This is a genomic window from Streptomyces sp. NPDC058685 (genome assembly GCF_042714725.1).
Classification (GTDB): domain Bacteria; phylum Actinomycetota; class Actinomycetes; order Streptomycetales; family Streptomycetaceae; genus Streptomyces.
The window spans coordinates 111,183-132,853 of record NZ_JBHXSL010000014.1 but is presented as its reverse complement, the minus strand read 5'-3'; the positions used below and the strand labels follow the sequence as shown (position 1 = coordinate 132,853).

Here is a 21,671-nt window from a genome sequence, read left to right as displayed (position 1 = left end):
GCAGTGGATGCGGGCGTTCACACAGGACGGGGGTCGTGTGTCGGAATCAGGGCAACGGGCGGCTGACCATCGGCCGTACTTCTTTCTGAGTTACGCGCATACGCCGCGGTACGGGGCAGGCGGCCCGGACCCCGACATGTGGGTGGAACGGCTCTTCCGTGACCTCTGCGGTCATGTCATGGCGATGACGGATCTGCCCGCCGGCGCCCCCGCGGGCTTCATGGACCGGGAGATCCGGTCCGGAGAGGGCTGGTCCGAGCGGCTCGGTGAGGTGCTCGCCACCTGCCGGGTGTTCGTGCCGCTGTTCTCGCCGCGGTACTTCGCCAGCGAGATGTGCGGCAAGGAGTGGTACGCCTTCGCCCAACGGGCCATCTACCACCAGGCCAAGAGCAACCGCTCCGCCGAGGCGATCGTGCCCGCGCTGTGGGTGCCGATGCCGCCGGAACAACTCCCCGGCCCCGCGGAGCGGTTGCAGTTCAACCACCGGGCCTTCGGCGACCGCTACGTCACCGACGGTCTCTACGGTCTGATCAAGCTGCGGATATTCGCCGAGGAGTACGAGGCGGCCGTCTACGAACTGGCCAAACGGATCGTCAGCGTCGCCGACACTACGCGCGTCGGTTCCGGCAGCCCCGTCGACTACCGGCACGCACCCAGCGCGTTCGGCAAACCCACCGGCGGCCCCCGTCCGATGCATCTGACGGTCGCCGCGCCCACGAGCCACGATCTGCCCGAGGGCCGGGCCCCCGACTACTACGGCAAACAGTCGCAGGACTGGAACCCCTACCACCCGGACTCCGCACGGCCGTTGGCGTACATGGCCCAGGACCTGGTGCGTTCTCTCAACTACCAGGCCACCGTCTCGTCGTTCGACCACGAGACACCACCGGACAGCAGCCTGCCGCCCACCCGGCCGGAGATACTCCTGGTCGACCGCTGGGCGCTGGAGGACGACGAACGGTGCAGGCGGCTCGCGGCTTTCGACGCCCAGCCGCGGCCCTGGGTGAGCGTCGTCGTGCCGTGGAACCGCGAGGACCCGCAGAGCCGGATATCCGAAGCCGCGCTCGTCGAGAAGCTGGAGCGCACGATGCCGCACCAGATGCAGCAGGGCCGGGCCGCCTGCCGGGCGGCCGCCCGGGGCGTGTTCAGCATGGAGGCGTTCGGGCAGATCCTGCCGCAGGTCGTCGAATCTGCGGCCCAGGAGTATCTGCGGCACGCCGCGGTCTATCCGCCCGCCCCGCCCCCCGGAGCGGGACGCACCGAACGGGTCAGGCTCCGCGGGCCCATGGCCGAGCACGGCACCACCCAGTACGCCCCGAAGACGCGTGGAATCGTTCCCGATGCGGAGGACACGGATGACAGCCAGTCGTGACGGGCGCATCGTCACCTTCTATTCCTACAAAGGAGGTACGGGCCGCACGATGGCCCTGGCCAACACGGCCTGGATTCTCGCCGCGAACGGCAAGCGGGTGCTCGCCGTCGACTGGGACCTGGAGGCGCCGGGCCTGCACCGGTTCTTCCACCCGTTCCTCGACCCCTCCACGCTCGGCGCCACCACCGGCGTGATCGATCTGATCACCGAGTACGCCTGGGCCGCCATAACCCCTGACACCGGCCGCCGCGACGACTGGCACACGGACTACGCCCGGATCCAGCCGCACGCCGTCTCGCTCACCCCCGAGAGCCTCGGCTGGGAGTTCCCGGACGGCGGCACGCTCGACTTCGTCTCCGCCGGCAAGCAGAACCGCGAGTACTCGGCGACGGTCTCCACCTTCGACTGGGACAACTTCTACGACCGGCTCGGCGGCGGTCTGTTCTTCGACGCGCTGCGCGAGGACATGAAGGCCAACTACGACTACGTCCTCATCGACAGCCGTACCGGCCTCAGCGACATCGCCGACATCTGCACGGTCCATCTGCCCGACGTCCTCGTCGACTGCTTCACCCTCAGCGACCAGTCCATCGACGGTGCGGCCTCGGTGGCCCGGCAGATCGACGAGCGGTACGGCGGCCGGGGAATCAAGATCTACCCGGTTCCGATGCGGATCGACGAGGGCGAGAAGGAGAAGGCGGACGCCGGACGCGCCCTGGCCCGGCTGAAGTTCGACCGATTCCCCACCGGGCTCAACAGCGAGGAGTCCACCGCCTACTGGGGCGCCGTGGAGATCCCGTACCGGCCGTACTACGCGTACGAGGAGACGCTGGCCACCTTCGGCGACGAGGCGGGGCTCACCAACTCCCTGCTGTCCGCGTTCGAACGGCTCACCGCCGTCATCACCGAGCAGCAGATCACCTCGATGCCCACGGTCGGCGAGGACGTCAGGCTCCGCATCAGGGACGCCTTCACCCGGCGCCGGCCCGCCCTGCCCGCCGACCTCTTCCTCAGCTATGTCGCCGAGAACCGGATGTGGGCGGACTGGGTCGAGTACCGGCTCACCCGCGCCGGGTTCCGGGTCGTGCCGCGCGACGTCTCGGCCGAGCGCGATCCGGCCACCGACGACACGCACCCCGGCGAACAGGCCGCACGCACCGTGGTCCTGCTGTCCAGCGCGTATCTGAAGTCCGCGCGGGCGGTGGAGGTCTGGCAGCGGTCCGCGGCCGAGGACCCCGGCGGCGGCCGGCACCATCTGCTGCCGGTCCGCGTGGGCGATGTGCGGCTCACCACGCCCTACATCGACCGCAACCCCGTGGATCTCTTCCGGCTCGACGAAGTGAACGCGACCAACGCCCTGTTGCGCGCACTCGACCGTCCCGTCCAGCTCCCCGACAGCGGATCGCCGGGCCCGCGCTTCCCCGGCACCGTCCCGAAGATCTGGAACGCGCCGCCGCGCAACCCCGGATTCACCGGCCGCTCCGTGGTGCTGGAGCGGATGCGCGACCAGCTCGGCGGCGGCATGGCGGTGGCGGCCGTGCTGCCGCAGCCGCAGACGCTGTACGGACTCGGCGGTGTGGGCAAGACACAGGTGGCCCTCGAATACGTCCACCGCTTCATGGCCGACTACGACCTGGTGTGGTGGATCTCCGCCGAACAGAGCGACGACGTGATCGCCGGTCTCGCCGAACTCGCCGTACGCCTCGGCGCGCAGGGCGGCGAGGACATGGCGGCCGCCTCGCAGGAGGCCATCGACCTGCTGCGGCGCGGTGTGCCCTCGTCCCGCTGGCTGCTCGTCTTCGACAACGCCGACGACCCCGAACAGCTCAAGCGGTTCTTCCCGCCGCAGGGGCCCGGGCACATCCTCGTCACCTCCAGGAACCAGACCTGGTCGCAGTACGGCGACGCGCTGCCCGTCGACGTCTTCCTGCGCGAGGAGTCCATCGAGCACCTCCAACGGCGCGCCCGCGGACTCGGCATCGAGGAGGCCGACCAGGTCGCGACCGCCGTCGGCGACCTGCCGCTCGCCGTCGAGCAGGCAGCCGCCTGGATCGCGGAGACCGCCACCCCGGTCAGCGCCTATCTGGAACAACTCAGGGAGCAGGCCGCGAGCGTGCTCGCGCTCAACCAGCCCGCGGGATACCCCGAGCCGGTCGCCGCGACCTGGAACGTCTCCATCGAGCGGCTCAAGGAGCGCTCACCGGCTGCGGTCCGTCTCCTCCAGCTCTGCGCCTTCTTCGCACCCGAGCCGATCTCCGCGAACCTCCTCTACAGCAAGGAGATGATCGACGCGCTCAAGCCGTACGACTCCTCGCTCCAGGAGAAGCTGGTGCTCGGCCGGGTCATCCGGGAGATCGGCCGGTTCGCGCTGGCCAAGGTCGACCAGGTCTCCAACAGCATCCAGGTGCACCGGCTGGTCCAGGCCGTCATCCGGGCACAGCTGACCGAGGAGGAGCAGCAGGACGCCCGGCACGCCGTCCACCGCGTCCTCGCGGGCGCCCGGCCCGACGACGACGAGCCGATCGACAACCCCGAGACCTGGCCGCGGTTCGCCACCATCTGGCCGCACCTCGGACCCTCGGAAGCCCGGTACTGCAAGGAGCCGGAGACCCGCCGGCTGATCATCGACCGCGTGCGCTACCTCTGGAAGCGCGGCGACTGGATGACCGCCGCGACACTCGCGAACGACGTACGCGAGACCTGGCGCGACATGCTGGGCAACGACGACCTCCAGTACCTCTACCTCCGCTTCCACCTCTCCAACATCTACCGCTCCCAGGGGCGTTACGTGGAGGCCAAGGAGCTCGACGAGGTGACGCTGGAGCGCCAGCAGGCCGTGCTCGGCGAGTCCCATCCGCACACCTACATGACCACCAGCGGCCTCGCGATGGACCTCGGCACCCTGGGCCAGTACGGCAGGGCCATGGAGCTGGCGACCGAAGCGCACGAGGGTTTCAGCCAGATCTTCCACGAATCCCACCCGCGGACGCTCGCGGCCGCCAACAACCTGGCGCTGAACCTGCGCATGGTCGGCCAGTACGCCCGCGCCCGCGAGATCGACCAGGACGTCTTCGACCGGCGCACCGAGGTGCTCGGCCCGGAGCATCCGTACACCCTGTCCTCGGCCATGAACCTCGCCCGCGACCTGCGCGAGATCGGCCGCTACGAGGACTCGGTCACCCTCCTCAGCCGGACCTACGAGCTGTACAAGGAGCAGCTGGGCCGGACCTTCCCGGGCACCCTGGCGGCGGCCAAGTCCCTTGCGGTGTCGCTGCGCAGGGCCGGGCGCTTGGAGGACGCGCGGCGGCTGACGACGGCCACCCGCAACCGCTACCGCGCCCGGTACACCTCGGCCAACCCGGACTCGCTGGCCTGCGACCTGAACCTGGCGGCCGACCTGTTCGCCGCGGGGGAGCCCGTCGCGGCCAGGGATCTGGCGCAGGAGGTCGTCGACCAGTACCGGAAGGCGCCGGGGGAGAGGCACCCGTACACCCTCGCCGCCATCAACAACCTGGGCATCTTCCAGTGGGGCTGCGGCGATCCGGAGTCAGCGGAGCAGTTGCTGCTCAAGGTGACGAGGACGATGAGGGAGGTGCTGGGAGAGAGCCACCCGCACGCTCTCTACAGCACGATCAACCTCGCGAACGCGCTCGCGGACCTGGGCGGTCTGGAAGAGGCCCTGGAGATCGAACAGCGGACCGTGGCCCGGCTGCGCGACGTGCTGGGCGCCCATCATCCGGAGGTGCTGGGCGTCGCCTCCAACCTGGCGGTCACCCTCGGGATGCTCGGCCGCAAGGACGAGGCGATGCAGCTGCGGTCCGAGACGGTGGCGGAGCTCCAGAGGCTGCTGGGCGAGGAGCACGCGCTGACCCGGATCGCGCGCGACGAACGCCGGGTGCACCGCGACCTGGAGCCGCTCGCCGTGTGAACCGGTCCTCGTGCACCGGCAGGGCGAAGACTTCGCCCTGCCGGTGCACGAGCGCGGCACGGTCCGGACGAGTCGGTCCTAGTTCAACAGCCAGGTCAGGATCCGCGGCAACGCGTGCAGGGCGTCGAAGTGCGCCGCCGTCGGTTCCAGGACCGCCGTCGCTCCGGGGATGCGCTGCGCGAGCCAGCGGGAGTGCCCCACCGGGGAGAACACGTCCTTCTCGCCGTGCCAGAGCATCACTTCGCCCTTGATGTCGGCCGGGTCGAACCCCCACGGGCTGCAGAAGGCCAGCGCGTCGTCGATCCAGCCGTACGCCGATGCGCGCAGCGCCTCCTGGTAGTTGCGCAGCAGCATGGACCGTACGCCCGCGTCCGCCACGACCATCCGGTCCGAGTCGGTCAGCTCCCGCCGCAGATCGTCGAGGAGCCGGATCGGGTCCTTCCTGATCTCGGCGGACCGCAGGATGAACCGTGCCGTGAGCCCCGCGGGGTCGTCCGACGCGAAGGTGTACTCCAGGACGTTGGACGCGGCCATGCCCTCGAACCAGTCGAGTCCGTCGGCGTCCCGGGGCGCGAGGGTGACCAGCGCCGCGGTCCGGGTGACCCGGTCCGGCATCAGCGCCGCGCAGGCGAGCGCGTGCGGCGCGCCGCCCGACCGGCCCACCACGGCGAACCGCTCCAGCCCGAGTTCGTCGGCGATCGCCCGGACGTCCTCGGCCACATCGGCGACGGTGCGCCCGGCCAGCCGGTCCGAACCTCCGTAACCGGGACGGTCGTACGCGATCAGCTGAGTACGGCGCTGGTAGAGCACCATGCCGCGCGGGGCCGGGCCCAGCCGGCTGCCGGGTGTGCCGTGGAGCAGGAACACGGGCTTGCCGCGTGGATCCCCCAGACGCTCCACCACCAGATGCCGCCCGTCCGACGCGCGCACCCGACGTCGCACCCCCGCCCCCTTCGTTCAGTGCCCGTACACGAGTGCCCTGTACAAGCAAGGTGAGCCTTTGGCATTCCCCAACCGTTCGATGATTACCCATCAGAGCGTGTGACCGGGTCTCCCTTTGCGGTCAGGGGGGAGATACCTTCGAAGAGGCACGGTTTGCCGGTCCGCATCGCACCCCAGGGGGGCCCGTGATGATCGAGGCACTGGTGACGGCCGGCGTGACCGTCGCGTCCGCGGGAGTCGTCTATGTGATGGCGGCCGCCCGGGTGGTCAAGCAGTACGAGCGCGGGGTGGTCTTCCGGCTCGGAAAGCTCAGGCCCTCCGTACGCGGCCCTGGATTCACCCTGATAGTCCCGGGCGTGGACCGGCTCCGTAAAGTCAATATGCAGATCGTGACGATGCCGGTTCCCGCGCAGGACGGCATCACCCGGGACAATGTGACGGTCCGGGTGGACGCGGTCATCTACTTCAAGGTGATCGACCCCTCCGACGCGGTGGTGCAGGTGGAGGACTACCGGTTCGCGGTCTCCCAGATGGCGCAGACATCGCTGCGTTCGATCATCGGCAAGAGCGATCTGGATGATTTGCTGTCGAACCGGGAGAAGCTGAACCAGGGGCTCGAGTTGATGATCGACAGCCCGGCGGTCGGATGGGGTGTGCAGATCGACCGGGTGGAGATCAAGGACGTGTCACTGCCCGAGACGATGAAACGGTCCATGGCGCGGCAGGCGGAGGCCGACCGCGAACGCCGGGCACGGGTCATCAACGCGGACGCGGAACTCCAGGCGTCGAAGAAGCTCGCCGAGGCGGCGGGCGAGATGTCGAAGGAACCCGCCGCGCTGCAACTGCGGCTGCTCCAGACCGTGGTGGCGGTCGCCGCGGAGAAGAACTCGACACTGGTGCTGCCCTTCCCGGTGGAACTGCTCCGCTTCCTCGAACGCGCCCAGCAGCCGCTGCCGGTCGCCCCTGTCGAAACCGTTCCCGCTCCCGCGGCGGCCCCTGCCCCGGCGACTCCTTCTGCTCCCGGGAGTGCCCCTTCTCCTCCTGTCGTCGGTCCGACCGCGGGCCCCGAAGGGTCGGAATCAGGACAGGACTAGTCCTCACCCACTGCCCACGGCGTGATTGCTCGCCGTACATGTGCTGTTCGCGAAACGGAATGACCAGGGTCGACGTTTGCTGTGAAGGCGTTGTGAACGCCTCCGCGTTGTCGTGTGCGCGTCCTGAAGTCGACCTTGTGTGCTACCGATTGGTATCGGAATAGTGGGCGCCCCATCCTCCGTGTTCCGACACCCCACATGTCGGGACGCGGCCCCCACAGGAGGTTGATGTTGAAGCACCGACGCAATCCCAAGAGAAAAGCCGCGATAGCGGGCGGCGCCGTCGTCGCACTCGTTGGAGCGGGCCTCACCTTCCAGAGTGCGAACGCCAGTGACAACACCGAGCAGTTCACCGCGAAGAAGCTGTCGGCGACCGCGGCCGGAAACCTCGCCAACACGCTGAGCGTGAAGCTGGGCGGCGACGCGGCCGGCACGTACTACGACGCCGACGCCAAGACGCTCATCGTGAACGTCATCGACGACGCGGCCGCCAAGGCCGTGCGCGACGCGGGCGGCAAGGCACGCGTCGTGGAGAACACCCTCGCCGAGCTGAAGAGCGCCCGGCAGACCCTCACCACCAAGGCGACCATTCCGGGCACCTCCTGGGCCGTCAACCCGGTCACCAACAAGGTCGTCGTCACCGCCGACCGTACGGTCAAGGGCGCGGCGCTGACCAAGCTGAACCAGGTCGTCAAGGGCCTGGGCGGCAAGGCGGAACTGAAGAAGACCGCCGGTGAGTTCAAGCCCTTCATCTCCGGTGGCGACGCCATCCACTCGGGCGGCGGACGCTGCTCGCTCGGCTTCAACGTCGTCAAGGACGGCGAGCCCCACTTCATCACCGCCGGACACTGCGGCCAGGCCGGCAGCCAGTGGTCCGACTCCGCGGGCGGCGCGCCGATCGGCGAGATGGTCGACTCGCAGTTCCCGGACAACGACTTCGCGCTCGTCAAGTACAGCGGCAGCACCGAGCACCCGAGCGAGGTGAACCTCTACAACGGCAGCTCGCAGGCCATCACCAAGGCGGGCGAGGCCACCGTCGGCATGCAGGTGCAGCGCAGCGGTTCCACCACCCAGGTGCACGACGGTGAGGTCACCGGCCTCGACGCCACCGTGAACTACGGCAACGGCGACATCGTCAACGGCCTCATCCAGACCACGGTCTGCGCCGAGCCCGGTGACAGTGGCGGCTCGCTCTTCGCGGGCGACACCGCCGTCGGTCTCACCTCGGGCGGCAGCGGTGACTGCTCCGCCGGCGGCGAGACCTTCTTCCAGCCGGTGCCCGAGGCCCTTCAGGCCTTCGGGGCCGAGATCGGCTGACGCACCACCCTGTGAGCCATGAGGCCCGGGTCATCCCTCAGGGGTGGCCCGGGCCTTGCTCATGCCGCTTGTGCTCCCTGCCTCGTCCGCCGCCCCCGCGTCTCCCGTCGGTCCCTTCTTCTGCTGCTTCCTTCGCTTCGTCCGCTTCAGCGTCTCCGGCTGCTCTCCGCGCAGTTCCTGCCGCGCGGCCCAGAGGACGGAGACCAGCGGTACCGCCACCACGGCGCCCACCACTCCCGCCGCGATGGCCCCGCCGACGACCGAGAGTGCCACCACCACCGGGTGCAGCCGGACGGCCCAGCTCATCACCAGCGGGTGCAGCAGATGCCCCTCGATCTGACCGATGATCACGATCAGCGCGACGACGACGGCCGCGATCACCGGCCCTTCGGACGCCAGCGCCACCACCGCGGCGACGGCCAGCGCGATGGGGGAGCCGATCAGCGGAATGAAGGCGGCGAAGAATTCGAGCAGGGCCAGGGGCACGGCCAGCGGTACTCCGAGGGCGAACAGAGCCACGCCCACCAGGATGGCGTTGGTGGCCGCCACCAGCACGATGCCGTGTGTGTAGCCGGTGAAGGTCCGCCAGCCCGCACGGCCGGCCAGCGCCACCCGGTCCCGGGCACCCGCCGGCAGCTGGGAGCAGAACCAGTTCCACTGACGGTCGCCCGACTGGAGGAAGAAGACCGAGCAGAAGAGGGCGAGCGCCAGCACGGTGAGCACCTGCACCAGCCGCCCGGCGCCGCTGAGAGCGGTACTGATCAGGGTGGACCGGTGGCTGGACAGGAACTGCCCGATCCGGGACTGGAGATCGGTCAGCGCCTCGGGGTTCAGCCGGAACGGTGGCTGCTCCAGCCAGTGCTCGATCCTGCCGATCCCGGCGCCGAACTCCTCCTGGAGCACGGCGCGTTCACCGGCGACCGTCTCGCCGACGAGGGCCAGGACGCCGAGGAGGACGATGATGCTGCCGAGCAGGGACACGGTGACGGCGATCGCCCGTGGCAGCCGGCGGGCCAGCAGATCGGTCAGCGGGCGGAGCATCGCGGTGACGACCAGGCCGAGGAAGACGGCCACGGCGATCTCATGGAAGCGCCCGAGGATCGAGAAGACGGCGTACACGAGCGCGCCGACCACGATCACACGCCAGGAGTACGCGGCCGCGGTCCGCAGCGCGGGGGACACCTGTGGGTCGGAACTCGGGCCTGCTCTCCCGTTTTGGCCTGCTCTCCCGGTCGGACCGGGCGGAACGGCCGGGCCGCGGGAGGCCCGGCGGGCGGCGCGGATCCGCGGACCCCGCTCTCCGGACGGCGGGCCGGGGGACGGGGCCCCGGGCTGCGGACCGTTGCCGGGCTGTGTGTCGCCACTGCCTTGCGGTTCGGGTCGTCCGGGCATCGGCTCGCCTCAGCCCGTGGTGTCCGGACGGCCCGCGGTGGCCGCCCTTCCGGCTCCGGCGGCCGGGCGTCCGACGGCTGCGCCGCTCCCGGCCGCTTCCGTCCCGGCCCCGATGCCGCCGGGGCGGAGCACCGCGGCGGCGATCGTGAGCACCGTGCCCACCACCGCCCACGCGGAGAGCACCAGCATCGGGCCGCCCGCGCCGTTGCCCCTGAAGTAGGCGATCGAGCGGGCGGCGGAGGTGCCCGCGCCCGGCGGCAGCGCGGGGCCGATGGTCCGCCAGAAGGGCGGCAGCAGCGGATGGGGATACGCGCCGCCCGCACTCGGATTGCCGAGCACGACCACCAGCAGGATCGCGATGCCGATGCCGATGACACCCATGAGGCCCTGAAGGGCGAGCGTGACCGACCCGACCGCGAAGACCAGCAGCGTGCCGAGGCCCCACAGGGCCGGAAGACTGCCCGGCAGGGCGTCCAGGACGGGGCCCGCGATCACGGATCCCAGCAGGCCGGCGACGATCGAGTACAGCAGCAGGGCGCCCAGCCGGATCACGGCGCGGGATCCGTTGGCGGGGCGTGCGCCCGCGCTGATCCCGAGGATCGCCGCACACAGATAGCCGCCCACGCACCAGCCGACGACCAGATAGAACGAGGAGAGCCCGCGGCCGTCGCCCCGGGTGCCGGGGACCACGTCCACCACCTTCAGGGTCGTCCCCTGCCTCTTCTCGGCTGCCGTGACGACCTCGGTGATCGCTTGGGAGAGCGAGGCGCCGCCCCCGCCGGCCACCAGTAGTCGGCCGGTGCCACCGGGGCCGAGGACGAGTGCGCCGTCGATGTCGCGGTTTTTGATCTGCTCGATCGCCGCCGCCTCGTTCGGGACCGGCCGGGGGTCGAGCGGCTCGCCCGGCAGGGTGGAGAGCCGGTACAGGGCCTCGTCGGAGACCTGGCTCGAGGGCGCGGTGACGGCCAGCGGGATCCTGTGCGGCTCGGGTGAGTGGAAGGCGCCGATGTACGACGTGATGAACGTGAGCTGGAGCGCCAGCACTCCGGTGACCAGGAGAGCGGCGCGCACGCTCACCGCGTCCTTGAGCTCGCCGAGGAATCCTCCGCGAGGGTCGTCCGATGTGCGCGTCATGGCCTCCACGCTGGGTCTCGTCCGGTGTTCCCGCAGGTGGGGCGGGTCCGAATGGCTGATGCGCCCGCGTCGGCGCCCTTGCCGTACAGGGTCGAGCGGGGCGGTGCGGTTGTCGTACGTACGTTCGAAACTTGGTCTATGGTGGAGGCGGGGGAGGTGAGACGGACTGATCCAGGAGGTGTGGGTGCCCGGGTTCACGCATCTGCACACCGTTTCCGGGTTCTCCCTGCGGTACGGGGCATCGCATCCGGAACGGCTGGCCGCGGGTGCCGCCGAGCGGGGTATGGACGCCCTTGCGCTGACCGACCGCGACACCGTCGCGGGCGCGGTCCGCTTCATCAAGGCCTGCGAGAAGGAGGGGGTCCGGCCGCTGTTCGGTGTGGATCTCGCGGTGGGGGAGCGGGCCCGGCAGGAGGGACCGACCGAGCGCCGGCGTGCTCCCGTGCGCGGCGGTGCCTTTCTCGACGAGTCCGCTCCGCGGGCCGTCTTTCTGGCGCGGTCCCGCCGGGGCTGGGCCGAGCTGTGCCGACTGGTGACCGCCGCGCATGCGGCGGACGACGGTCTTCCGCTGCTGCCCTGGAACGACAGCCACGGCGACGATCTGACCGTCCTGCTCGGGCCCGCGTCCGAGATCGGCCGGGCGCTCGCCGCCGGCCGTCCCGACCGGGCGGCCACGCTGCTCACGCCCTGGCAGGAACGTTTCGGCAATGGGCTGCGCCTCGAGGTCGTCCACCACGGACTCCCGGGCACCGGCCCCGGCTCCCTGCGGCACGCGGCACGCACCCTCGGCTTCGCCGCCGAACACGGCGTACGAGCCGTACTGACCAACGCCGTCCGCTATGCCGACCCCGGCCAGGGCCCGGTCGCCGACGTCCTCGACGCGGCCCGCCGCCTGGTGCCCATCGACCCGCGCAAGGGTCTCGACAGCGGGGAGCGCTGGCTCAAGGGCCCGGACGCGATGACCGCGCATGCCGAGCGGGTCGCCGAGGCCGCGGGCTTCCGCCGGGACACCGCGCACCGGCTGCTCGCCATGACCGAGGAGACGGCGGCCGCGTGCCGGGTCGACCCCGAGGACGACCTGGGGATCGGCGCCGTCCACTTCCCCGAACCGCATCTGGTCGGCGCCGCACGGCGCTCCCCGCAACGGGTGCTGGCTTCCCGCGCCGCCGCCGGCATGGTGCTGCGCGGCTACGACAACCGCCGCGACTACTGGGAGCGCATGCACCACGAGCTCGACATCATCGCGTACCACGGCAACGCCACGTATTTTCTGACGGTCGCTCAGGTCGTCGACGACGTCAAGAAGATGGGCATCCGGGTAGCGGCACGCGGCTCCGGGGCGGGCTCCCTCGTCAACCATCTCCTCGGCATCGCGCACGCCGACCCCGTCGAACACGGCCTGCTGATGGAGCGCTTCCTCTCCACCCGGCGGCGGGTGCTGCCCGACATCGACATCGACGTGGAGTCCGCCCGCCGGATCGAGGTCTATCGCGCGATCATCGACCGCTTCGGCGAGGAGCGGGTCGCCACCGTCGCCATGCCCGAGACCTACCGGGTACGCCATGCGGTTCGCGACGTGGGCGCCGCGCTCTCCATGGACCCGGCCGAGATCGACCGCATCGCCAAGTCCTTTCCGCACATCCGCGCCCGTGACGCCCGCGCCGCCATGGAGGAACTGCCCGAACTGCGCGCCCTCGCCGCCGAGAAGGGGAAGCACGGACGGATGTGGGAGCTGGTCGAGGCGCTGGACGCGCTGCCGCGGGGGATCGCCATGCACCCGTGCGGGGTGCTGCTCTCGGACGCCTCGCTCCTGACCCGTACCCCGGTGGTGCCCACCAGCGGGGAGAGCCTGCCCATGGCGCAGTTCGACAAGGACGACGTGGAGGAGCTCGGGCTGCTCAAACTCGACGTCCTCGGCGTGCGGATGCAGTCGGCGATGGCGCACGCGGTCGCCGAGGTGCGGCGGGCGACGGGGGAGGAGGTCGACATCGATGCCGTGCCGCCGGGCGACCCGGACACCTACCGGCTGATCAAGTCCACCGAGACGCTGGGCTGTTTCCAGATCGAGTCGCCGGGCCAGCGGGATCTGATCGGCCGGCTCCAGCCGTCGACCTTCGACGACCTGGTGGTCGACATCTCGCTCTTCCGGCCGGGCCCGGTCGCGGCCGACATGGTGCGGCCGTTCATCGAGGCCCGGCACGGCCGGGCGCCCGTCCGCTATCCGCACAAGGACCTGGAGAGGCCGCTGAAGGAGACCTACGGAGTCGTCGTCTTCCACGAGCAGATCATCGAGATGCTGGACATCATGACCGGCTGCGGACGGGACGAGGCCGACCGGGTGCGGCGCGGGCTGTCGCACCCCGAGTCGCAGGGGGCGATCAAGGTCTGGTTCGCCCGGCAGGCGGCGGCCCGCGACTACACCCCTGACGTGATCGCCCGCACCTGGGAGATCATCGAGGCGTTCGGCTCGTACGGCTTCTGCAAGGCGCACGCAGTGGCCTTCGCCGTGCCGACCTATCAGTCGGCATGGCTCAAGGCGCACCACCCGGCGGCCTTCTTCGCCGGTCTGCTCACCCATGACCCGGGGATGTACCCGAAGCGGCTGCTGCTGGCGGACGCTCGGCGGCGCGGAGTCCCCGTACTGCCGTTGGACGTGAACCGGTCGGCGGTCGCTCATCAAATCGAACTGGTGTCTGAAGAGGGGCGAAATGCCTGGGGGTTGAGGCTCGCCCTCTCGGACGTTCACGGCATCAGTGAGGCCGAGGCGGAGCGCATCGCGGCCGGCCGGCCCTACTCCTCGCTGCTGGAGTTCTGGCAGCGCGCCCGCCCCGGCCGCCCGGTCGCCGAACGGCTCGCCCAGGTCGGCGCGCTGGACGCCTTCGGCGCGAACCGGCGTGACCTGCTGCTGCATCTCGCCGAACTCCACCGCGGACAGCGCGGCAAGAGGGCCGGCGGGTCCTACGGCAGTCAGCTCCCGCTCGGGCAGGGGGAGAAGACAGCACCCGTCGGACTGCCCGACCTCGGTGACGCGGAACGCCTCAGCGCCGAGCTCGGCGTCCTCGGCATGGACGCCTCCCGGCACCTGATGGGTGATCACCACTCCTTCCTGGAAGAGCTGGGAGTCCTCTCGGCCCAACAGCTGCGCTCGGCGAAGCACGGGCAGACCGTGCTGGTCGCGGGCGCGAAGGCGGCCACCCAGACACCACCGATCCGGTCCGGGCGCCGGGTCATCTTCAGCACGCTCGACGACGGCACCGGACTGGTCGATCTCGCCTTCTTCGACGACAGCCATGCCGCATGCGCCCACACCGTCTTCCACTCCTGGCTGCTGCTGGTGCGCGGGGTGGTGCAGCGGCGCGGTCCGCGCAGCCTCAGCGTGGTCGGCTCGGCCGCCTGGAACCTCGCCGAACTGGCGGAACTGCGGCGGACGGGAGGGCTCGACGCGGTCGCGGCACGGCTCACCGCTCCCGTGGAGGGTGACGGGCGGGCCCCCGCCGACAACGGGCGCCGGATCCGGCTGTCGACCGGCTACGAACTCAACCCCTGGGCGGACCTTCAGCCGCCGGGTGAGCAACAGGCGGCAACGGGGAGGAAGTTGTGGCACCAGAGTCCCGGGAGCGCTGGATGAACCAGAATCCCCCGAGCCCGGACGGGACGGGCGCAGGACAGGAAGCCGGCGGGCCGTACGGCCGTGCGGCGAGCGTCCTGCATGTGCGCTGCGCCCCGGCGCTCCCAGAGGCCGAGTACCGGGCGGTGCTGGAACTGCTGCGGGAGTTCTCTCCCGTCGTCCAGGCCATCCCGCCCTCGGCCGCGCTGGTGCAGGCCCGGGGAGCGCAGCGGTACTTCGGCGCGGACGCCGTGCGGATCGCGGAGATGGTGCGGTTGCGTGCGGTGGCCCGGCTGGGCACGGACGTACGGATCGGGGTGGCCGGCACCTGGGCGGTGGCGGCCATGGCCTCCGCCCGGGTACCGGAACCCGGCGGCATCATGGCCGTGCCCGAGGGCGGAGTGGACGACTTCCTCGCGCCGCTGCCGGTGGAGGCGCTGCACGGCATCGGCTCCCGGCAGGCCGAGGCGCTGCACGCGTACGGCCTGCACACCGTCGGCGCACTGGCCGCCGTCCCGCAGGGCGTCGTCGAACGGATCCTGGGCCGGCGGGCGGGACGGCAGGCGGCGGAGCGCGCCCGCGGTGTCGACCCGCGTCCCGTCATGCCCAAGGACCTGCCGCCCGCGGCCGCCGTCCGGCACCGGTTCACCGGGCACGAGCTGGACGGCGCCCTGGTCAGGGCCGCGCTTCTCGACCTGGTGGTACGCCTGGGCGCGACCCTGCGCGACCGCCGTCAGGCGGCCCGGGCCCTGTCCTTGAAGCTCCAGTTCGCCGGTGGTGCGCACTGGGAGAAGACCCGGCGGCTCCCCGAGCCGTCCGGACACGACGAGGATCTGCGGACCGCGGCGTACCGGATGATGGACGCCGCCGGACTCCAGCGGGCCCGGCTGACGGGCATGGTGCTGCGCGCCGAGGACCTCACCGCGGCCGAGAGGGTGGCCCGGCAGATCTCGCTCGACCCGGTGCGGGAATCCCGTCTCACGGCGGAGGTGGCTGTGGACCGGGCGAACGCGCGGTTCGGTGCGGGCACGGTGCGGCCGGCGGCCACGTTCCGAAGGGCGTCATAGGGGGCGGGAGCGCGGGGCGGGTGCGGGGCGGGTGCGGGGGCGAGCCAACCTCCGGCGCCGATGCCGGACTTCGCCTCTCGCGCCGCGGACATCCCTGCGCGGCCCATGCCGCTGCCCGGACCCGCCGGCCCCGGGCCCCTGGCCTCCTGGCGCCCGAACCCCCTTCACTCTGACCCCCTGGCACCGAACCCCCTGGCCCCGGTCCCGGCCCGGGCTCAAACCTGCCGCCGGAGCGGATGGTGTACCACCGCCGCGCCCGCCCGCCGTGCCGCACGCGGCCGCTGACCGGCGGAGATCGCTTATTGACACAAGTTCAGTTTTTACCGACGCGTAACTTCCCAGTCGCGGTTACTCGTGCGTAGTTTTGTCGTGGGCACCACAAATCCAGCCATCGCTACTCCCTTGAGCCGCAAGGAGATTGCCCGATGCTGCCCTGGAAACGTGCACTGAGACCCCTTGCCGCCCTGCTGTTGGCCGCCGCCGTCAGCCTGACTCCCGCAGCCGCCGCCCACGCCGATTCGGCCACCGCCGACACCGCCACCGCATCGGCGCCCCGCAGCGGTTGGAACAACTACAGCTGCAAGCCCTCCGCCACCCATCCCCGCCCCGTCGTCCTCGTCCACGGAACCTTCGGGAACTCGGTCGACAACTGGCTCAGCCTCGCTCCGTACCTGGTCAAGCGCGGCTACTGCGTCTTCTCACTCGACTACGGGCAGCTCCCCGGCGTGCCCTTCTTCCACGGCCTCGGCCCCATCGACAAGTCCGCTGAGCAACTCGACACCTATGTCGACAAGGTGCTCGCCGCTACCGGCGCGTCCGAAGCGGACCTCGTCGGCCACTCCCAGGGCGGCATGATGCCGCGCTACTACCTCAAGTTCCTCGGGGGCGCCGACAAGGTGAACGCCCTCGTCGGCCTGGCGCCCGACAACCACGGCACCACGCTGTCCGGCCTCACGGCGCTTCTGCCGTACTTCCCCGGAGCCGAGGACCTGCTCAGTGCCGCCACTCCGGGGCTCGCCGACCAGATCGTCGGCTCCGCCTTCCTGACCAAACTCAACGCGGGCGGCGACACCGTGCCCGGCGTGCGCTACACCGTCATCTCCACCCGCTACGACCAGGTGGTCACGCCCTACCGCTCGCAGTACCTGGACGGACCGGGCGTCAAGAACGTCCTGGTCCAGGACCTGTGTCCGGTGAACCTGTCGGAACACATCGCCATCGGGCTGTTCGACCGGATCGCGTACCACGAGGTGGCCAACGCCCTTGACCCGGCGAACGCCCGACGCACGACCTGCGCGTCCGTCTTCAGCTGACACCGAAGAACGGATGCGCGGTTTCACCACCCGGCGACAGGGATGCTCAGCGGCCGTGACGGCCGCCGGCTGTCGCCCTGCGCCGGGCCGTGCCGAACAGTGCGGCCGCACCGAGAGCGAGGGCGGCGGCACCCCCGATGGCGATGTACGGGGTGCTGCTGTCACCACCGGTCTCGGCGAGGTTCTCGCTGCCCGAGGTGCCCGGGGCAGCGGCGCTGTTCGGCTCGGGGGCGTTGTCCCCGGCCGGCTCGGCCTCCTCGCCTGCGGCCTGCTCCGCGGGCTTTTCGCCGGCCTCCTCGCCGGCCGCTTCCGTGCCGGTCTGCTCGGTGCCCTTGCCCGTCTCGTCGTGCCCGTCGCCGCCGTGACCGTTGTGGTCCACCGTCGACTTGTCGGCACCGTCGGCTATCTCCTCCTCGGAGGGCGCAGCGGCGGTCGGGGCGCTGCCGGCGCCGCCGTTGTCCTGCCCGAACACCACGTCGGAACAGGTGTAGAAGGCCTCGGGGGAGTCCGAACGCTGCCAGATGGAGTAGACGAGGTGGCGGCCGGACTTGTTCGGGACGACACCGTCGAAGACGTACTCACCGTTGACCAGCTTCGGGTCGGTGACCTTCGCGAACGGCTTGGCCTCCAGGTCCGACCACTTCAGCGGCTTCGTCGGGTCGTACCCGTCCTTGGTCAGGTACAGCTCGAAGGAACCCTTGTGGGGCGCGGTCGCCTTGTAGTGGAAGGTGCGATTGCCGGCCGACAGTTTGCTGGAGGGCCAGTCGCCGCGGGGCAGATCGAGCCCCTTGTACTTGTCGCGGCCCGCGCTGCACAGCTTGCCGTCCGGGATCACCTGCTGGTGATTGCCCGCGGCGTTGGCGATGTTGACCTCGTTCCAGTCGTACAGGGGCTGCGTACCGCCGGCCGCGACCGCAGCCTTGCACGCCGCGGAGACCGGACTCTCCGGCCCCTCGGCGAAGCAGGCGGACACCCGGCTGACCGGGTCCGTCATCGAGCCGTGGGCGAAGGCCGGAGCGGCGGAAAGCCCGGCGATCACGATCGGCGCGACGCCGAGTGCGGCGACCGTGGTGACCTTACGGCGAGCGGTCATGGTGACGTTCTCCTCAAGACGGACACATGGGGGGGGATCCCAGGGCGGGCCCGAACGGGCGGCACAACCCCCCGTGGTTCAGCGGCACCGACAGTCCGAACCAGCCCCGGCGATCAGCAAGCTAGCCCTTCGAGGAGCTGAAATCGCCTGCTGGGAGGGGATGGAGGGGATCCTTATGGTCGCTTTAAGGAGGGGGTAAGGAGGGGCTGAGGAAGGCTGCGGAGCGCGCACGTCTGACCACGAGGTTTGGGGCTTGGCCGTCCGTGGTCGTCCAGGGCGATCCACCTTGTGCCGCTGCGTTTGGCTCCCCCTTTGGCTCCCTCTTTGGCTCCCCGCGAGCCAACGGCAGGAGTCGAGGCCCTAAGGCGGCGCTCCGGGTGGCGTAGCCGGTGTCGCTGTAGGTCGCTTCGGGCGACGTCAGACGGCCGGCCAAATACGTACGGCTCCAAAAGGATTGCCGGTCATGCCTTGTGCAGGGTCTGACCTGTGCGGACGCCTCCTGATCCCACTCGGGCTAGGAGACCTGTCGGGCATGTGTCGAGAGCCCCTCGCGTGACGCCTCCTGCAGCGCCCTGTTGCTCACGCCAGCTGAACTTGGTAGTCGATTGAGCAGCGGACCGAGGCCGGAAGGGCGTTGGCCTCGCAGGATTTAGAGCTGCCGTCCATCACCGATGAGTGGAGAGGGGCGGGCGCGGAGGCCTGGACAAGCCTTCGACACGGTGGGGGCTTTGCGCTACGGGCGAACAGCAGAGTGTAATTGGCGCGGGACTCTTAGAACCGATCCATGACGATTCCTACCCCGCCCTCTGGCCAGCCGGGGACGACAACGGGGGCTTCGGTGCCGGCTACTCCTGCCGCCGCAACGGGGGCTTCGGTGCCGGCTACTCCTACGGCGATAACGGCACCGACAGGCCAAAATGGCAGCGCTGGCATTCGGGAACGCCGCCATCAGCTAATCAACACAATCTCTACGGCAGCTGCAGCCGTCATGGCTGCAGCTGCACTCGCTCTCTCGATCATTACGTTTCTGGATACACGCACCTCCTCGGAAGATAATGATCAAAAGGAGGCTTCGAAGATTAGCTGGTACTTCCTCGAATCGGACGGAATAGTCGACAGTCTTACTGTCGAAAACAGGGGTCTCTTGCCTGCCTACGACACCTTCCTGAATATCGAAGATGAGAAGAATGTAAACATGCAGAGATTTGAAATTGGGGAGCTCGGCCCCTGTAGTCGCACTGTCTTCAAGTTTGGCGACAAAGGTAAGCTGGTGAGGGGTGACCAGTATGTGGAGCTATTCTTTCGAGACTCCAAGGGCTATGCGTGGCGCATGGGGTACGCTGGCGTGCTCTCGAACCTTGGCAAAGTTAGAATAGCGCGAGGATCTGAGCTTGATTATGTAGGTGAATGGAAACTGGGAGCGGAATCGATCGACCTCGACGCCTGTGGATGATCGCAGCACGCCAGGCCGCAGTGAGCGTCCCGGCGTCTATCGCCGCCTGCTGGAGGGAGAGCGCCGGTCATGCCAGCCTGCTGCCGGGGCACGTTTATGTGGCTCTGCGCTACAGGTTTTCCCGGAGTTCAAGGGTGGGGTCGGGTTCCGCGATCAAGGATTGTAGAACTAGCCTTTCGATCCTAGATAGGCTGTAGCCAGCGTTTATGAACCTCTCGTAGTCTCCAGTGTTGAGCGAGAAGAGCGGCTCGCCATCGGCGTCAACGATGGGAACCTCATCTTCAACCCCGATTGCGCGCAGTTCCTCCGTTCCATTGGCGGAAAAATCACAAAGGGGGCAGAAGAAGCCCAGCGCTGGGGCAGTCTGTGGTTCATTTTGTTTTTGTGGGAGACTAAGGTAGATTGGGCCATCGCAGCGGCAGGCGGGGCAAATGTAGGGCACGCGGATAATGAAATCCCCGCACATTACGCGCACGCCGTACAGAGAGCCGTCTTCATCTTTGTGAGCGTTGCCGTAGATTATATCGACGGCCGCCTCCGGTAGACCTTCAAGGCGCTTGCTCAGGCGATATCGAGCGCTCTCGATCCTGCCGGCCATCTCTCGCTCTAGGCGCTCCAAGTGCTCACTCAATGCTATATCGACGGTTCCATGCCACGTTGCCCAGTAGTCCTCATGTTCCACTTGGAGATGGGCCAGAAGGGTATTGGTCGTTCTGGCGAATGTCGCGATCCCTTCAACTGTGCTATCGGTGTCGGCGTTGAGATGCGCTACACCGTTCCGCAATTCAATGAGCTCATCGAGGTCTGGGTCCCGCTCTGGAAGGATCTTCATCGCCCGCAGCCTGCTCAGCGCATGAGCGGCTCCAATGGTCCGAATCTTCTGCGTTTCCCGAACTCCTGCAAGATGGAACAGTGTGTCTTCCTTGCCCTTCATCTCCATGAGTAGGAAAGGGCTCTGATTGGACAGGGCGGCCTTCGCTAGACGTTCAATGCTCACGCCAGCGTGGAGTAGAAAGATCTCTAGGTCGCTCTCGGCGTTCGCGGCCATGGCAGAATGCGCAAACTTGCGGGCGCCGAGGAATAGGCTGTCGTATGTGAGGGCTTCGCTCATGAGCTAACGGTAGCCGCGTCAGTAGCGCCGGTACGTAGAATTTACTGACCGTGCCCCGCAATCGGTCGGTGACTCCGTGCTTCAAGCTGTCGGCGGCGGTCGAGCACTGGTGTCCGGCCTGCTCGCCAGTAACTCATCCCCAAGGGTGCCCAGCGCAGCTTGCTCCGGCAGATGATGCTGGCTTCCAGGCATCGGCGCTGACGGCTTCCGTGCCAGCTTGGAGGCGCTTGTGCGAGCCTCTTGGCCAAGCCCAGGAGCCACGGTCGATACCGGGCATGGGGCCGAACGACCTTGCGTGCCACCTCGCAGGGCCGTCAGGAAGCCCAGCCTTGCCCAGCCTGTCCATGCGAGGCTTGGGTAAGACGGTGACTAAGGAGGGAGGGCGTGTGACGCAGCAGGCCAACCCACGGGGGACGTTCGTGAAGGTCGCGGACGCAGTCAAGGCGGAGATCGAGGCCAAGTCGGGCATGGTTGAGCTACCGAGCCTCACGGACACGATGGCGAGGTACGGGGTATCCCGAGGAGTCGCGCTCCGCGCGTTCGGCGTGCTCCGGGATGAGGGGCTAGCAGAGCCCGTCCCCGGCGGCCGATGGCGTGTAGTCAGGGCGGGGCAAGACTTCGACCGCCGGCCGCTGGCTGAACAGGTCGCTGACGTGATCACGCGCGACAACCTGGCAGTCGGTTCGCCGTTCCCAAGCACGACTGCTCTCTCGGAACGCTTTGGAGTATCCCGGCCAACCGTGGCGAAGGCGTTGGCCAAACTTGAAGCTGTCGGCCTGCTGTCCGAAGCGCGTCAAGGTAAGCAGCGCATGGTGTTGGCGCTCCCGGACAGAGAGGGTCGCGACTGA

Annotated in this window: 14 protein-coding genes; 9 read left to right on the top strand and 5 right to left on the bottom strand. The window is 69.3% G+C overall.

The window, feature by feature from the left end; all coding sequences use genetic code 11:
- The first annotated feature begins 7 nt into the window (after positions 1-7).
- On the top strand, positions 8-1,372 hold the full coding sequence (locus ACFWU3_RS15185) for a TIR-like protein FxsC (protein ID WP_384436497.1): 1,365 nt from the start codon (positions 8-10) through the stop codon (positions 1,370-1,372).
- Positions 1,356-5,300, top strand: coding sequence for an FxSxx-COOH system tetratricopeptide repeat protein (fxsT, locus tag ACFWU3_RS15180; RefSeq protein WP_384436494.1), 3,945 nt, complete (start codon positions 1,356-1,358; stop codon positions 5,298-5,300). Before ACFWU3_RS15185 ends, fxsT begins: the two co-directional genes overlap by 17 nt.
- A 78-nt stretch (positions 5,301-5,378) precedes the next feature.
- On the opposite strand, the gene ACFWU3_RS15175 is transcribed toward fxsT, so the two are convergent.
- Positions 5,379-6,242 (bottom strand): alpha/beta fold hydrolase, encoded by an 864-nt coding sequence (locus ACFWU3_RS15175; RefSeq protein ID WP_384436491.1) that lies wholly within the window; start codon positions 6,240-6,242, stop codon positions 5,379-5,381.
- A gap of 188 nt (positions 6,243-6,430) precedes the next feature.
- On the opposite strand from ACFWU3_RS15175, the gene ACFWU3_RS15170 reads away from it, so the two are divergent.
- Both ACFWU3_RS15170 and ACFWU3_RS15165 read left to right on the top strand, forming a co-directional pair.
- Entirely contained in the window at positions 6,431-7,336 is a 906-nt protein-coding gene (locus tag ACFWU3_RS15170) for a slipin family protein (RefSeq protein WP_384436488.1), read from the top strand.
- A 198-nt stretch (positions 7,337-7,534) separates the two neighbouring features.
- Positions 7,535-8,653: a S1 family peptidase gene (locus tag ACFWU3_RS15165; RefSeq protein WP_384436485.1), complete on the top strand. Its 1,119-nt coding sequence runs from the start codon at positions 7,535-7,537 to the stop codon at positions 8,651-8,653.
- A 30-nt stretch (positions 8,654-8,683) separates the two neighbouring features.
- Here ACFWU3_RS15165 and ACFWU3_RS15160 read toward each other — a convergent pair whose 3' ends face one another.
- Together ACFWU3_RS15160 and ACFWU3_RS15155 are read right to left on the bottom strand one after the other, a co-directional pair.
- Positions 8,684-9,835 (bottom strand): AI-2E family transporter, encoded by a 1,152-nt coding sequence (locus ACFWU3_RS15160; RefSeq protein ID WP_384436482.1) that lies wholly within the window; start codon positions 9,833-9,835, stop codon positions 8,684-8,686.
- Positions 9,836-10,054: 219 nt separating this feature from the next.
- The gene (locus ACFWU3_RS15155; protein ID WP_384436479.1) at positions 10,055-11,179 is read right to left on the bottom strand and encodes a DUF3533 domain-containing protein; all 1,125 of its coding nucleotides are present in this window, start codon (positions 11,177-11,179) and stop codon (positions 10,055-10,057) included.
- A 184-nt stretch (positions 11,180-11,363) separates the two neighbouring features.
- Between ACFWU3_RS15155 and ACFWU3_RS15150 the strand changes: the two genes are divergently transcribed.
- The 3 genes from ACFWU3_RS15150 to ACFWU3_RS15140 all read left to right on the top strand — a co-directional run bounded on the left by ACFWU3_RS15150 (position 11,364) and on the right by ACFWU3_RS15140 (position 17,166).
- The gene (locus tag ACFWU3_RS15150; RefSeq protein ID WP_384436476.1) at positions 11,364-14,807 is read left to right on the top strand and encodes a DNA polymerase III subunit alpha; all 3,444 of its coding nucleotides are present in this window, start codon (positions 11,364-11,366) and stop codon (positions 14,805-14,807) included.
- Complete coding sequence (locus ACFWU3_RS15145; RefSeq protein ID WP_384436473.1) at positions 14,804-15,853, top strand: hypothetical protein; 1,050 nt, start codon at positions 14,804-14,806, stop codon at positions 15,851-15,853. The genes ACFWU3_RS15150 and ACFWU3_RS15145 overlap by 4 nt, the downstream gene beginning before the upstream one ends.
- A gap of 425 nt (positions 15,854-16,278) precedes the next feature.
- Positions 16,279-17,166, top strand: coding sequence for a lipase family alpha/beta hydrolase (locus tag ACFWU3_RS15140; RefSeq protein WP_384436470.1), 888 nt, complete (start codon positions 16,279-16,281; stop codon positions 17,164-17,166).
- Between the two features lie 46 nt (positions 17,167-17,212).
- Here ACFWU3_RS15140 and ACFWU3_RS15135 read toward each other — a convergent pair whose 3' ends face one another.
- Positions 17,213-18,259 carry a lytic polysaccharide monooxygenase gene (locus ACFWU3_RS15135; protein ID WP_384436466.1) on the bottom strand — a complete coding sequence of 349 codons (1,047 nt, stop codon included), beginning with the start codon at positions 18,257-18,259 and terminating at the stop codon, positions 17,213-17,215.
- Between the two features lie 988 nt (positions 18,260-19,247).
- On the opposite strand from ACFWU3_RS15135, the gene ACFWU3_RS15130 reads away from it, so the two are divergent.
- Positions 19,248-19,712, top strand: coding sequence for a hypothetical protein (locus ACFWU3_RS15130; RefSeq protein WP_384436463.1), 465 nt, complete (start codon positions 19,248-19,250; stop codon positions 19,710-19,712).
- Between the two features lie 109 nt (positions 19,713-19,821).
- Here ACFWU3_RS15130 and ACFWU3_RS15125 read toward each other — a convergent pair whose 3' ends face one another.
- Positions 19,822-20,823, bottom strand: a complete 1,002-nt coding sequence (locus ACFWU3_RS15125; RefSeq protein WP_384436460.1) for a hypothetical protein — start codon at positions 20,821-20,823, stop codon at positions 19,822-19,824.
- A gap of 386 nt (positions 20,824-21,209) precedes the next feature.
- Here ACFWU3_RS15125 and ACFWU3_RS15120 point away from each other — a divergent pair, with 386 nt between their 5' ends.
- Complete coding sequence (locus ACFWU3_RS15120) at positions 21,210-21,671, top strand: GntR family transcriptional regulator (protein ID WP_384436457.1); 462 nt, start codon at positions 21,210-21,212, stop codon at positions 21,669-21,671.